This window comes from Aristaeella lactis (assembly GCF_018118585.1).
Lineage (GTDB): Bacteria > Bacillota > Clostridia > Christensenellales > Aristaeellaceae > Aristaeella > Aristaeella lactis.
The window spans coordinates 2,719,678-2,731,846 of record NZ_CP069421.1 but is presented as its reverse complement, the minus strand read 5'-3'; the positions used below and the strand labels follow the sequence as shown (position 1 = coordinate 2,731,846).

Genomic DNA, 12,169 nt, shown 5'->3' with positions numbered 1-12,169 from the left:
ATGCACAGAATGCCTGCCGCAGAAAGGATCCGGATATGAAGATCAATGACGCCTCCCGCTCAACCGGAGTATCCCGTGATATGATCCGCTTCTATGAAAAACTGGGGCTTGTCCGCCCCGGGCGCCTGCCCAACGGCTACCGGGACTATACCGATGACGACCTGTATCAGTTAACCGTCATCCGGTACCTGTCGAACCTGGGCGTCCCTCTGAAGGTTATTGCGAAGGCCTTCAGCAACGGACAAACCGACCTTCTCGTTGGAAATCTGCATACAGAGATTGACCGCCTGACCCTGCTGAAAACGCAGATCGATGCCCGGATCGCCGCCGCCCGGGAATCCATTGACTGCTTCAATCTGCTTTCAGCCGGAACACCCTGGGAAATGTATGAAACCCAGGAGCGGTACCTGTTTTCCTTCGGAAACCAGCACTATCCGGTTTACCGTTCCGCCCCGGAAGAAGGAGATTCTTTTGTCTTTTACTATCGCCAGCGGTATAGTGTGGGCGAAGAGATCACCCCGCTGGGTCCTGCTGACCGCGGGATCATGTTCTACAGCTCTCTGCCCGGCACAGAATGTGTTCCGTCGCAGCGGTGCCTGCGGACAGTGTTGACCCACCCATCCGGAAGCAATCACCTCCTGGGCGCCGGCGAACTGGAGCCATCCCTGCGGCAGGCTGCTTCCCTGACGGGGCAGAGAGCATTTACCGTGCTCATTCACCAGTTCTTCCGGCAGACAGGCAGCAACGATGCCGCCATCCTTTGCGCGGAGATCCTCCCCGGATAACAAAACTCCGGCAGCTTTCGCTGCCGGCGTAATCTGTGTCTTCTCTTCTGCTTTGTTCCGACTTATCAATCTGGATTCTGAATCAAATGATGATCCCGTTGCTTTTCAGGCCTTTCAGGAAATCCTCCGGCAGCGGAGCCTGGAAGGTCATTTCCTGTTTGGTCCGGGGATGGTGAAACTTCAGGCTGAAGGCATGGAGCATCAGACAGGGCACCTTCACACCCCGGTCAAACCCGTACAGTTCATCCCCGCATACCGGGTGATGGATACTTCTCAGGTGTACGCGGATCTGGTGGGTCCGCCCGGTCAGGATGTGAACATCCAGCAGCGTGCATCCCGGTCCTTCCGCCAGCACTTTCCAGCGGGTCAGGGCCGGACGGCCTTCCGGATCCACCGCCATCTTCTTCCGGTCTTTTTTGCTCCGGTCGATCGGCGCGTTGATCTCGCCTTCCGGTTCCTTGAAATGTCCCTCCGCCAGGGCCCGGTAATGCTTTTCGATCTCCCGGTCCTTCAGCATCCGGCTTAGTTCTTCCTGAGTCTCATCATTCTTGGCGACCAGCATCAGCCCGCTGGTCTCTTTGTCCAGCCGGTGCACAATACCAGGCCGCAGTTCCCCGCCGATCCCGCCGAGGGAATCCAGTTTTCCCAGCAGCGCGTTTACCAGGGTTCCATCCGGATGGCCTGCCGCGGGATGCACCACCATGCCCCGGGGCTTCACCACCACCGCAAGATCCTCATCTTCATACAGGATCTCCAGTGTAATGTCCTCCGCCTTTGGAACAGCCTCCCGGGGAGCGGGAACCATCAGGATGATCTCCTGTCCCTCCGGCAGTTTCAGGCCTGCCTTCCGGCATTCCTTCCCGCCGGATACACACAGTCCATCCTCCATCAGGGATGCCACACGGCTCCGGCTCAGGCCGGTCGCCTCGCTCAGCAGCACATCCAGCCGCCGTCCGTCAGAAGACACTTTGTACTCCGTATCTGTCATAGCAGCACCTTTCTGTCCAGCAGTTCACAGTAATCATCATTATGAATTATGAATTGTGAATTATGAATTAATCTCCGTCCGCAACCTCAATCGTCGCGACTGTCTTCCGCAATCTCAGTCGGCGCAGTGGGTATTGCTGACGCTTCAACCCACTGCTTGCTTCGATTGACTCGTTCGGGTCACTTCCGCTTTCAGCGGACAGCCCACTGGGCTGCCGTTTCCCTCGCTCCCCAGACAGCTCGCTCGTTTCGGTTCCTTGCCCGGGGCTGCCGCCCGTTCTCCACTGAAAACGATCCACTGGATCGTTTTCCGGGCGTTCCGAACCCCAGCTCTGACGAAATTTCTTCCCGCAACTTCAATGGTCATGGCTCCCCACTGGGGAGACCATTCCCTTTCAGTTGACCTCAGAATCGATGAGATTCCCTCCACTGGAGGTCATCGGTTCTTCGCCCACTGGCAGTCCTCAGAGCTTCGCCCAGTCCTTAGGCCTGCACAGCAGGCTGATCATCATCAGCACACAGCCCACCGTCAGGCAGCTGTCCGCGATATTGAACACCGGAAAGTTCATAAAAAGCGTCTCGATCATATCCGGCACAAAGCCCCGGATCAGCCGGTCCGCCATGTTGCCCAATGCGCCTCCGGCCATCAGGGCCAGCGCGACTGTCGGGAAAGGAGCGATGTCTTTTGTCCGCAGCCACACATAGCCGCCGGCCACCACCGCCAGCCCCAGGACGCCTGTCAGCCGCGGCACACCACTCAGCAGGGAGAAGGCGATCCCCGTGTTTTCCGCGTACCGTAGTCCGATGACCCCCGGGATCAGCATGATACCCCCGGCCGGGATTCCCGGCGCCAGTTCCTTTGTGATCCTGTCCAGCACCAGCACCGCGGCCACAATCAGCCAGAATGTTAACTTCCTTCTTTTCATTGCTCTTTTACCGATTCCTGATTCTTTGTTTCTTCCAGTTCTGCGATCCGCTTCACCAGTTTCCTCGTTACCTTCAGCGCTTCCTGGAGCATCTCGCCTTCCTGCAGGGTCGGTGCCTTCAGGATCATTTTGGCCGGAGCCCTGGCGGAAAGCGCCAGCCGTCCGTCCGTTTCGGAAATAGCCTGCAGCAGGCATGCCGGATCCGGCACATACCGCTCATCCAGCTTCATGATCAGGCCTTCCTTGCCGCGTGTGACCTGGCTTACGCCCAGCCGGTTGCACAGTGCCCGCAGCTGGCTTACGTCAAGCAGCGTCTCCGCTGCCGGCGGCAGGTCGCCGTAGCGGTCGATCAGTTCGTCCGTCACGTCCGCCCGGTCCTCGTCTGTCACCACCGAAGCGATCCGCTTGTACATCTCCATCCGCTGCTTTTCTTCCGCCACATAGTCGGAAGGCAGGAACGCATCCACCCGCAGGTCCACCCGGGTTTCCAGTTCCCGGGTCGTCTGGCGGCCCTGCACCTCGTTCAGCGTTTCCTCCATCAGCTTGCAGTACATATCATAGCCGACCGTGGCCAGATGGCCGTGCTGCTCCGGTCCCAGGATATTGCCCGCGCCACGGATCTCCAGGTCGCGCATCGCGATACGGAATCCGGCACCGAATTCGGTAAACTCCCGGATGGCCGTCAGTCGCTGCTGGGCCGTCTCCGTCAGGATATGATCCGGGCGTACGGTGAAATAGGCATAAGCCTGCCGGTTGCTCCGGCCCACCCGGCCCCGCAGCTGATACAGCTGGCTCAGGCCGAAGCGTTCCGCGTCATATACGATCAGGGTATTTGCGTTCGGAACATCCAGTCCGTTCTCGATGATCGTGGTGCACAGCAGCACGTCATAGGTGCCGTTGTAGAAGTCCATCATCACGTCTTCCAGCTGGTGTTCCCTCATCTGCCCGTGGGCCACGCCCACCCGGGCCTCCGGCACCAGGGCCCGCAGCCGCTCATAGAAGCTGCCGATGCTCCGTACCCGGTTGTACAGGAAGTATACCTGTCCGCCGCGGCCCAGTTCACGCAGGATAGCATCCCGGATCAGCGCGTCGGAGTATTCCGTCACCACCGTTTGAACCGGGATCCGCTCTTCCGGCGGTGTCTCCAGCACGCTCATATCCCGGATACCGGTCATGGACATATGCAGTGTCCGCGGAATGGGCGTCGCGCTCAGCGTCAGCACGTCCACCTGCCGCTTCATGTTCTTGATGACTTCCTTGTGGGCCACACCGAAGCGCTGCTCCTCGTCCACGATGAGCAGTCCCAGGTCCTTGAACTTCACGTCCTTGCCCAGCAGCCGGTGGGTACCGACGATCAGGTCAATATCCCCGATGGCCAGCTTGGCCAGCACGTCCCGCTGTTCCGCAGCGGTCCGGAACCGGCTCAGGAAATCCACCCGCGCGCCTGTATGCCGGAAGCGCTTCACAATGGTATTGTAATGCTGCTGCACCAGAATCGTTGTCGGGGCCAGCAGCGCCACCTGCTTATTATCCGCAATGGCCTTGAAGGCAGCCCGCAGGCTGACCTCGGTCTTGCCGTATCCCACGTCACCGCACAGCAGCCGGTCCATGTTCCGGTCGCTTTCCATATCCTCCCGGATTTCCTGCACGCTCTGGGCCTGGTCCGGCGTCAGCTCCCACGGGAATTCATCCTCAAACTCCCGCTGCCATGCCGTATCCGGGCCGAACGCATGACCGGTATTCTGGGACCGTTCCGCGTACAGGGCCTTCAGGTCGAAGGCCAGGGACTTCAGGCTTTCCTTAACCTTGCCCTTCTGCCGAGCCCATTCGCCGCCGCCCAGCTTGTTCAGCTTCGGTGCCTGATTCGGGTTGCCGATATACCGCTGCACCCGCTCCAGCTGTTCCACCGGAACATACAGCTTGTCGTTTCCGCCGTAATGGATCAGAAGGTAGTCATGCCAGCTGCCCTCACTCTGGATCCGGGTGATGCCCTGGTAGATACCGACACCGTGGTCCTCATGCACCACATAGTCGCCCACCTTCAGATCCGTAAAGGTGGAAATCCGCTCACCGGAATGCTTCCGGCTCTTGCTCCGCCGGTAGCCTTCTCCCCAGATGTCCGCGTCGGAGACCACCGCCGTTCCGGGGATATCCTTGCCGCCCCGGATCACGAAACCGCCGCTCAGCGTGATCGGCAGGATCACCGCTTCACCCGGCTTTGCCCCGCTGAAGTGTTCCGCCAGCCGGGTCTTTTCATTCAGTTCCTTCAGGTTTTCTTCCAGGCGCTTTCCGCGGCTGCTTCCGCCGGAAAGCAGGTAGATCCTGTATCCGTTTTCCCGCCACAGGGCCATGTCGTTCTTCAGCGCCCGCATCTGGCCGCCGTATCCCTGCAGACCGGTAGCTTCCACCGTAATCGTCTTTTCCGGACGGATGCCGCCCAGTCCCAGCAGGATCTCTGTCAGCAGTCCCTGGGGATAACCGGACAGCTCCTTCCGGACCGTATCCCAGTCCTTCATCAGGTTTTCCTGCGCCGCCACAGCCTCATGCCGTGTCATGGCGCTCTGCAGGTCCTCCGCGAAGCCCTGCATCCGCTCCTCGATCCGGTTGCGCAGCCTGTCCGGTTCGCACAGCAGCACCAGGTCCGGCTTGAACCAGTCGCATACCGTTGCCGTTTTATCCGTCAGTACCGGCAGCCACGCGCGCATCCGCCGGAAGGGAAGCCCCTGCTCCAGCTGCTCCGCGTCTTCCCGCAGGCGCTCCATCCGCCGGTCCGCTTCCAGTTCCTTCTGTTCCTGATACTGTTTCTCCCGGATCTTCGGGGCAACAGCCTTGTCAAAGAGATCCGCGTCGTCATCATCGTCAGGCAGCGGGGGAAGGTCGTCGAAAAGCATTTCCTTTCCCGTATCCGCGCCGGGCAGGTCATCAATGGCTTCCCGCATCCGGCGGGCAGCCTCTGTATATTCTTTTTCTTCCAGCAGTGCCTCGCACGCCGGCGTCAGCACAGCTTTTTCGGCATCTCCCAGGCTTCGCTGGCTGATGCAGTCGAATTCCCGGATGCCGTCAACCTCATCGTCAAAGAACTCGATCCGCAGGCCCTGGCTCAGTGCCGGGGGATACACGTCCACGATCGATCCGCGCTGGGCAAACTGGCCTTTGCCTTCCACCATGCCCACACGGTCATAGCCCATCCGGCTCAGCCGCCGTGCCAGGTCCGCCGGCGGGAACACGTCTCCCGGCTTCAGGGTCAGGCTCAGCTTCCGGAAGGGTTCCGGACGACCCATCCGCTGTGCCAGTGCTTCCGCTCCGGCGCACAGGATCTTTACCTTTCCTTCCGACACCGCGGCCAGTGCTTCCAGCCTGCGCCAGCTGCTTTCCAGGCTTCCCGCAGCCCGCGTCAGGTCGATCTCGCCTCCGGGCAGGCAGCAGCCATCACCGGTCAGCTGACGGATGTCATCCGCCGCGCGGGCTGCCTTCAGGTCGTTGTCTGCCACCAGCAGGGTCTTCTTTCCCTTTTCCGCGGCAAGGCACGCAATCACTGCCGCCAGCGTCTGGTTCACGCCGGCGACCGCGGTCGCTTTGCCCGGTTCCGTGGAAAGCAGTGTTTCCAGCCCCGGTACCGTGATGGAAGATAAAATGTTCGTTCCCATATCCTCTTTCCTGATTAATCTGTCCTTGGGCTTTAAGTCCTCATGATACTGTCTATATTTCAACTCACGGAAAGACTACTAATTCTGAATTCTGAATTATCCTTTGTTGCCCATTTGCATGGCCTTGTCAATGCCTTCCTTCACCCAAAGCCGCGCGCATTCCGCCGCCTTGTTAAAGGCTGCTTCCATGATCTCCTTATCTTCCGGCTTCCAGTGCCCCAGCACCCAGGCCGCCAGGTCCTCACCCGCCGGACGGTCGCCGGTTCCCACGCGGATCCTTGGAAAATCCGTCTTCCCAAGCTGTCCGGCAATACTCCGCATGCCGTTATGCGTTCCGGGTCCGCCGTTTTTGCGTACCCGCACCTTTCCGGGCGGCAGGTCGATGTCATCATAAATGACGATCATATTCTCCTGCGGCACTTTAAAGCGGTTCAGCAGCTTTTTCACACAGTCGCCGCTCCGGTTCATGAAGGTCAGCGGCTCGCACAGCACGACTTTCGTTTCCCCGTCCGTCACTTCCGCCGTCATTCCCTGCAGGAGCAGCCGCTTGCGCAGCTTCACACCATAGTATTCCTCCAGCCGGCTCATGACCTCAAAACCCGCGTTATGGCGGGTATGGGCATACTTTTCCCCGGGATTCCCCAGGCCGACGATCAGTAATGTGTTCTTTACCATAATGGTCTTCTCCAAACTGTCAGGATATTGTTCAATTCACAATGGATTGCGTTTTCTCCAAAAGGGATTGGCGAAGTGAGAGATTCACTCCCCTTCGCTGTTTCATATCATGGCATTTTTCCCTGTTTGTGTCAAGAACACAGCGAATACTTTCCTTTTAACGGTTTTGGTGCTATCCTTTTTTATATTATTTTCGGATGTTCCGGAAGGAGGGTTTCTCCAATGAACCTCATTATTCCCAAGAACTATAATCCTGTCCTGGATCTGCGGGACACGGAGATCGCCATCAAGCTCGTCAAGGACTTTTTCGAGCAGGAACTGGCCAAAGCCCTGAACCTCACCCGTGTCTCCGCGCCCATCATGGTCACGCCGGAGAGCGGTCTGAATGATAACCTGAACGGCGTGGAACGCCCCGTTTCCTTCGACGTGCTGGAAACCGGCGCCACGGTGGAGATCGTTCATTCCCTGGCCAAGTGGAAGCGCCAGGCCCTGAAGACCTATGGTTTCTCCGTGGGTGAAGGCCTTTACACCGACATGAACGCTATCCGCCGGGACGAAGTGACCGATAATATCCACTCCATCTTCGTGGACCAGTGGGACTGGGAACGCATCATGGCCCCCTCCGAGCGGAATGAGCAGTTCCTGCGGGACATCGTCAACCGGATCTATATGACCCTCCGCAAGACCGAAGGTTTTGTCTGTGCCCACTATCCGCACATTAAGCCGGAACTTCCGGATGCCATCACCTTCGTCACCACCCAGCAGCTGGAAGATGAATATCCGGACAAAACCTCCAAAGAACGGGAATACCTCGCGGCCAAGAAATATGGTGCCGTGTTCCTGATGCAGGTCGGCGGCGCGTTGCGCAGCGGCAAGCCCCATGACGGCCGCGCCCCGGACTATGACGACTGGAGCCTGAACGGCGACATCCTGCTTTACGATCCGCTGCTCGATATCTCTCTGGAAGTCTCCTCCATGGGTATCCGCGTGGATCCGGACACACTCCGGAAACAGCTGAAGATCCGCGGCTGCGAGGAACGGGCTGAGCTGCCCTTCCAGAAGGCCCTTCTTGCCGGCGAACTGCCCCAGACCATCGGCGGCGGTATCGGCCAGAGCCGTATGTGTGTTTACTTCCTGCGCAAGGCCCATGTGGGCGAGGTGCAGGCCAGCATGTGGCCGGACGAAGTTGTGAAGGCCTGCCGTAACGGCAATATTCCGCTCTTATAATGCCAAAGGCATTATAAGAAGTTGAGCAGCTGTCCAAATCTATGATTTGGGTAACAGCTGCCATGCTACAGCCGTCAAAGTACCGCAGGTACTTTGGGCGAAGATCCGATGACCGCCAGTGGCGGAAATCTCATCGGATCTGAGGTCAATCGAAAGGGAGCAAGCTCCATAGTGTGGAGTTGCGACCATTGAGATTGCGGAACACGGCGATCGCACTTCACTCTTCACTCTTCACTACCCCGTACAGGTTTTTTTGACATCCATCACCAATTCAGTTTATCATTACATAGGGATTCTATCCCTATGTTTTGTTACTCCCCAAAAACTGTAATCTTGTGACAAATGGTGATTATGAATAAGTATCTGAAAAAACTCCTTTCCCTTCTCCTGGTATTCCTCCTTCTCTTCCCTGCGTTCTGCCTTGCGGAAGATTATGAGGACTACGGGGATTTCGGAGAGGAAATCGAAGAATGGGAAGACATTGTTGAACCGGGGGACACCCTCCTGGCTACCGACGTGTCCTATCATACCCCCAATGAGCACAGCGAGGTCAAATGCGACCACGAGCTGTGTTTCTGGAACCTGGAGATGGGCCGTATGGACGAGGAGTCCATCTGGAAGGTCCTGACCCAGCCGGTTACCGTCCTCAGCGGAAAACAGCGTGAACAGGTGCGGATCCTCGCCAGGCCGGAAGAGAAATGCACCGATTACGTCGGTGTTGTCACCTGCGCCAGCCAGGGCGTCCATGTGCTCCGGCAGGAAGGAGACTGGACCCTGATCGAAGCCTACTCCTCCTCTGAGGAAGGCTCCGCTGTCAAGGTTTTCGCTGAACAGTTCCAGGGCTGGGTGAAAACAAGCCGGCTGAAAGAAGAGCAGGTGGACCAGCACTACGGCCTGGTCATCGACAAGCTCCAGCAGCGGCTCTATGTTTTCAAGGAAGGTAAGCTCTTTACCACCATGCTGTGCTCCACCGGTTTCGCGAAAAACAAGGCCAACCTCTTCCATGAGACTCCCGCCGGTGAATTCCTCATGGTCAGCTGGGTCGGCGGTTTCCAGGCAGAAACCCTTTGGTGCGCCTACGGTATGCGGATCAACAGCGGCATCCTGATCCATGAAGTTCCCAGCCGTCAGGAAACCAACAAGGCCGGTGAAACCTATACATCCTATGCCCGCTGCGAACGGTACCTGGGCGAAAAAGCCAGCCACGGCTGCATCCGTGTCCAGCGCCAGCTGACCCCGGAAGGCGTCAATGCCAAATGGCTCTGGGACAATCTTTCCCGCAAGCCCTATACCAAGGTCATCATCTGGGATGACATGGACCGGGAACTGGGTTATCCGGACGACAGCCTCCTGCTGTACTATAACCCCAAGGGCGGAACGAATTATCATTCCCAGCCCACCTGTTCCCTGGTCAAGGACAAATATGAACCCATGACTGCCTTTACATACGGCGAGCTGGACACCAAGCCCTATAACAAACTGGAACCCTGTCCCGGCTGCGCGCCGATGCCCAGGAAAACCAAAATCGATGAACTCAACGCAAAGAGCCGGAAGCGTCAGTAACGCTCCCGGCCCTTTTTTATTTCTTCCCGCATTGAAAAAAAACACATCAAATGAAAAGAGACAGCGCTTGACAGCGCTGTCTCTTCCACCATTCTTCATTTTTCATTCTTCATTCTTCATTCGCAAAAGATGAATTACTTCATCTTTTGTGTAGTCGCCCATCCGGCATCGATGATCTCCTGATGCTTTGTGGCATACGGTCCGATCGAGGTGACCTGTTCCTGCGTCCGCGGGAAATGCAGGCAGGAGTGTCCGCCGAAGTTATTGTCCCTTATATGCTGCACTTCATGCGGCATGGAATGGGTTGAACCGATATAGACGCTGCCGTCGGAGAAGACGACCCATACGGCCCGGGGATTCCATGTATTGCCGCCGAACACCTTCTCCATCCTGGCGGTATCATTCGCCGTAACGGGCTCATAGTCCGCATGGGCACCAAGGGAGAAGATGTGAATCTGCCAGCTGATGCCGGTGGCAAAGTCATATACCGTTGCGTAAGGATAGTTCCTGGCGACAGACTTTACCTTCTCATACCAGTTCGCGTACTGCACCTTTCCGGCGCTCGGGGCTGTGCTGGTCTTCTGGGTCGGTGTGCTGGCGGTGGCTTTACCGTTGTTCGCCGCAGCGGAAGCGCTGCTCAGGCTGGACAGGGTCTTGGAACCCGCCACGCCGTCGGCAGTCAGCTTCTGGGCCTTCTGGTAGGCCTTCACAGCCGCGGCGGTCTTGTTTCCGTACACGCCGTCCGCGCTGCCGGAAAGATATCCCAGTTCAATCAGCTTCTGCTGCAGGGATTTAACATCATTGCCAGTTGAGCCAACCTTCAGCGCGCCGCTGCTGGCCGGTTCAGCCGTCGCGGTCGCAGTCTGCGGTGCGGCAGTCGCTTTGGCATTTGCTTTCTTGGCGTTTCCGCCGTAGAGCACTCTCTGTGTCTGCTCGCCGGCAGTACCGTCTTCGGTCAGTCCGTTCGCCTTCTGGAAGGCTTTCACTGCCTTCACGGTCTGGTCTCCGTAGTTGCCATCCGCCTTGCCGGACAGGTAGCCCAGTGAGATCAGTGCTTCCTGCAGCTGGGCCACATTGGTTCCGCTGTCGTTCTTCCGCAGCGTAGGCCAGCTGGCGGAAGCTGTCGCGGTCTGTTCAGGCGCGGGTGTCACGGTTTCCGTAGGCGCCGGGGTCGGTGTAACTCCCTTGGCCAGCGCGCTGTCGCTGAACAGGATGGCATAGGTCGCTTTGCCTGCCACGCCGTCCGCTTCCAGTCCGTTGGCCTCCTGGAAGGCCTTCAGGGCTTTCACAGTGGATTTACCCATCTTGCCGTCCACGGTACCCTTATAGTATTTCAGTTCTTTCAGCCGCTTCTGTAGCGTCTTCACATCGGCGCCCGTATCCCCGTTCTTCAGGGATTTTTCAGGCGGAGCCACAGTAGGCGTGGGGGTGGGTGTCGGCGCGGGCGTATTCGTCACCTTCGGGGTGGCGGTTGCGCTGGCGCTGATGGCCGCTTCGGAATGGACCAGCTTTCGGGTTTCCGCGTCCGCGGTACCGTTGGAAAGCAGGCCGTTTTTTTTCTGGAAGGAGCGGATCGCTCCGATAGTGTCAGTATCATAGGTTCCCGAAGGCGTGCCCTTCAGGTAGCCCAGCTCGATCAGCCGCTGCTGCAGGGCTGTCACCGCCGCGCCTTTGTTGCCCTTTTTCATGGATACGCCTTCCACCGGGCTCAGGGTTTTGATGGAAACCTTCTGTCCGGCGGAGTTCTTCGGCTGGCCGCTGTACAGGAAAGCCTGGATATTGGCGTCCATAATGCCTGTGGCGGGATAATCATTCTTCTGCTGGAAGGCGATAACAGCCTTCTCTGTAGCAGCACCGAAATCGCCGTCCGCCTGGCCCATCAGGAAGCCCAGTTCGATCAGCGCCTCCTGCAGCGATACAACATCCGCGCCGGTGGCGCCTTTCTGCAGGATCTGGTATCCGCCGGCATCCTCTTCGGGGCTCAGGGTTACAACAGGTGTGGGCGTGGGAGTCGCCTTCACCTTTTTGACTTCCTTAAGGACAATATAGTCCGTCTTGACATATCCGGAATACTTCTTGTATTCCACTTCAGCCCAGGAGCCCTTCACCGCGTTCACGGTGATCTCGGCCTCCGCGGGAATCTTCTTCAGCAGTGTGCTCCGGGTGGATCGTTTTGCCCGCAGGTTCACCTTTACCTTTGTTGTAGTGGTATAAGGATAGCTGCTGACGGTCTCCAGCACCTCTGTCTGCTCAGATCCGGACGCGGCAGAAACCACGACAGGAACAGCGCAGGCAATCAATACCAGCGCCATCATAAGTGCTGTCAGCGTACGAAGGCAGATCTTCAGCCGTGACATAC

Annotated in this window: 8 protein-coding genes; 3 read left to right on the top strand and 5 right to left on the bottom strand. The window is 58.0% G+C overall.

What is annotated here, in order from left to right; genetic code table 11:
* The first annotated feature begins 35 nt into the window (after nt 1-35).
* Nucleotides 36-785, top strand: coding sequence for a MerR family transcriptional regulator (locus JYE50_RS12460; RefSeq protein WP_179138376.1), 750 nt, complete (start codon nt 36-38; stop codon nt 783-785).
* 82 nt (nt 786-867) lie between these two features.
* Here JYE50_RS12460 and JYE50_RS12455 read toward each other — a convergent pair whose 3' ends face one another.
* From JYE50_RS12455 to pth, 4 genes are all read right to left on the bottom strand, one after another.
* The gene (locus JYE50_RS12455) at nt 868-1,773 is read right to left on the bottom strand and encodes an RluA family pseudouridine synthase (RefSeq protein WP_084096345.1); all 906 of its coding nucleotides are present in this window, start codon (nt 1,771-1,773) and stop codon (nt 868-870) included.
* A gap of 463 nt (nt 1,774-2,236) precedes the next feature.
* Entirely contained in the window at nt 2,237-2,698 is a 462-nt protein-coding gene (gene lspA / locus JYE50_RS12450) for a signal peptidase II (RefSeq protein ID WP_179138375.1), read from the bottom strand.
* The gene (gene mfd, locus JYE50_RS12445; RefSeq protein WP_084096343.1) at nt 2,695-6,345 is read right to left on the bottom strand and encodes a transcription-repair coupling factor; all 3,651 of its coding nucleotides are present in this window, start codon (nt 6,343-6,345) and stop codon (nt 2,695-2,697) included. The genes lspA and mfd overlap by 4 nt, the downstream gene beginning before the upstream one ends.
* Before the next feature lie 96 nt (nt 6,346-6,441).
* Nucleotides 6,442-7,020 carry an aminoacyl-tRNA hydrolase gene (gene pth, locus JYE50_RS12440; RefSeq protein ID WP_084096341.1) on the bottom strand — a complete coding sequence of 193 codons (579 nt, stop codon included), beginning with the start codon at nt 7,018-7,020 and terminating at the stop codon, nt 6,442-6,444.
* Between the two features lie 222 nt (nt 7,021-7,242).
* On the opposite strand from pth, the gene asnA reads away from it, so the two are divergent.
* Together asnA and JYE50_RS12430 are read left to right on the top strand one after the other, a co-directional pair.
* Nucleotides 7,243-8,247 carry an aspartate--ammonia ligase gene (gene asnA, locus JYE50_RS12435; RefSeq protein ID WP_084096339.1) on the top strand — a complete coding sequence of 335 codons (1,005 nt, stop codon included), beginning with the start codon at nt 7,243-7,245 and terminating at the stop codon, nt 8,245-8,247.
* Nucleotides 8,248-8,598: 351 nt separating this feature from the next.
* Nucleotides 8,599-9,810, top strand: coding sequence for a L,D-transpeptidase (locus JYE50_RS12430; protein ID WP_179138374.1), 1,212 nt, complete (start codon nt 8,599-8,601; stop codon nt 9,808-9,810).
* Nucleotides 9,811-9,944: 134 nt separating this feature from the next.
* Here the strand turns inward: JYE50_RS12430 and JYE50_RS12425 are convergent, their stop codons facing one another.
* Nucleotides 9,945-12,167 (bottom strand): peptidoglycan-binding protein, encoded by a 2,223-nt coding sequence (locus JYE50_RS12425; protein ID WP_084096335.1) that lies wholly within the window; start codon nt 12,165-12,167, stop codon nt 9,945-9,947.
* Between the last annotated feature and the right edge of the window lie 2 nt (nt 12,168-12,169).

Coding starts and splice junctions, on each gene's coding strand:
- JYE50_RS12460 (WP_179138376.1), top strand. CDS start 36: ATGAAGATCAATGACGCCTCCCGCTCAACCGGAGTATCCCGTGATATG.
- JYE50_RS12455 (WP_084096345.1), bottom strand. CDS start 1,773: ATGACAGATACGGAGTACAAAGTGTCTTCTGACGGACGGCGGCTGGAT.
- lspA (WP_179138375.1), bottom strand. CDS start 2,698: ATGAAAAGAAGGAAGTTAACATTCTGGCTGATTGTGGCCGCGGTGCTG.
- mfd (WP_084096343.1), bottom strand. CDS start 6,345: ATGGGAACGAACATTTTATCTTCCATCACGGTACCGGGGCTGGAAACA.
- pth (WP_084096341.1), bottom strand. CDS start 7,020: ATGGTAAAGAACACATTACTGATCGTCGGCCTGGGGAATCCCGGGGAA.
- asnA (WP_084096339.1), top strand. CDS start 7,243: ATGAACCTCATTATTCCCAAGAACTATAATCCTGTCCTGGATCTGCGG.
- JYE50_RS12430 (WP_179138374.1), top strand. CDS start 8,599: ATGAATAAGTATCTGAAAAAACTCCTTTCCCTTCTCCTGGTATTCCTC.
- JYE50_RS12425 (WP_084096335.1), bottom strand. CDS start 12,167: ATGTCACGGCTGAAGATCTGCCTTCGTACGCTGACAGCACTTATGATG.